Annotated in this window: 11 tRNA genes; all 11 read left to right on the forward strand. The window is 51.8% G+C overall.

What is annotated here, in order from left to right:
• The first annotated feature begins 80 nt into the window (after positions 1–80).
• A tRNA-Val gene (locus QP439_RS08905) sits at positions 81–153 on the forward strand.
• Positions 154–155: 2 nt separating this feature from the next.
• Positions 156–228 (forward strand) — tRNA-Asp (locus tag QP439_RS08910).
• Positions 229–252: 24 nt separating this feature from the next.
• Positions 253–325 (forward strand) — tRNA-Lys (locus QP439_RS08915).
• 5 nt (positions 326–330) lie between these two features.
• A tRNA-Leu gene (locus QP439_RS08920) sits at positions 331–412 on the forward strand.
• Between the two features lie 18 nt (positions 413–430).
• Positions 431–503 (forward strand) — tRNA-Thr (locus QP439_RS08925).
• A 22-nt stretch (positions 504–525) separates the two neighbouring features.
• A tRNA-Gly gene (locus tag QP439_RS08930) sits at positions 526–597 on the forward strand.
• 7 nt (positions 598–604) lie between these two features.
• A tRNA-Leu gene (locus tag QP439_RS08935) sits at positions 605–690 on the forward strand.
• Between the two features lie 11 nt (positions 691–701).
• Positions 702–775 (forward strand) — tRNA-Arg (locus QP439_RS08940).
• Positions 776–790: 15 nt separating this feature from the next.
• Positions 791–864 (forward strand) — tRNA-Pro (locus QP439_RS08945).
• A 5-nt stretch (positions 865–869) separates the two neighbouring features.
• Positions 870–943 (forward strand) — tRNA-Met (locus tag QP439_RS08950).
• Positions 944–956: 13 nt separating this feature from the next.
• A tRNA-Ile gene (locus tag QP439_RS08955) sits at positions 957–1,030 on the forward strand.
• The last annotated feature ends 88 nt before the right edge of the window (positions 1,031–1,118 follow it).

The raw sequence follows: 1,118 nt of genomic DNA on the forward strand, positions 1-1,118 counted from the left end.
CGAACACAGAAGTTAAGCCCTAGAACGCCGGAAGTAGTTGGGGGTTGCCCCCTGTGAGATATGGAAGTCGCTTAGCTCTAGGGAGTTTAGCTCAGCTGGGAGAGCATCTGCCTTACAAGCAGAGGGTCAGCGGTTCGATCCCGTTAACTCCCATAGGTCCCGTAGTGTAGCGGTTATCACGTCGCCCTGTCACGGCGAAGATCGCGGGTTCGATTCCCGTCGGGACCGTTTAAGGTAATGAAAGTTACTTTAGACTCGTTAGCTCAGTTGGTAGAGCAATTGACTTTTAATCAATGGGTCACTGGTTCGAGCCCAGTACGGGTCATATATGCGGGTTTGGCGGAATTGGCAGACGCACCAGATTTAGGATCTGGCGCTTAACGGCGTGGGGGTTCAAGTCCCTTAACCCGCATTAAGATATAATAAATGAGCCGGCTTAGCTCAGTTGGTAGAGCATCTGATTTGTAATCAGAGGGTCGCGTGTTCAAGTCATGTAGCCGGCATTTTTAGATAGAAGAAAACAGTGCGAACGTAGTTCAGTGGTAGAACACCACCTTGCCAAGGTGGGGGTCGCGGGTTCGAATCCCGTCGTTCGCTTAGAGAGGCCGGGGTGGCGGAACTGGCAGACGCACAGGACTTAAAATCCTGCGATTGGTAACGATCGTACCGGTTCGATTCCGGTCCTCGGCATAAACTAATGAGCACCCTTAGCTCAACTGGATAGAGTACCTGACTACGAATCAGGCGGTTAGAGGTTCGACTCCTCTAGGGTGCATTTTTCTATTTAACTCGGGAAGTAGCTCAGCTTGGTAGAGTACTTGGTTTGGGACCAAGGTGTCGCAGGTTCGAATCCTGTCTTCCCGATACATGGCGGTGTAGCTCAGCTGGCTAGAGCGTCCGGTTCATACCCGGGAGGTCGGGGGTTCGATCCCCTTCGCCGCTATAATGATCTTGTTGGACCTTTAGCTCAGCTGGTTAGAGCTCTCGGCTCATAACCGAGTGGTCGTAGGTTCAAGTCCTACAAGGTCCATTTGAATAGTATGGAGGATTACCCAAGTCCGGCTGAAGGGAACGGTCTTGAAAACCGTCAGGCGTGTAAAAGCGTGCGTGGGTTCGAA

Origin of the sequence: Streptococcus sp. UMB1203 (genome assembly GCF_030217725.1) — a bacterium.
GTDB lineage: Bacteria > Bacillota > Bacilli > Lactobacillales > Streptococcaceae > Streptococcus.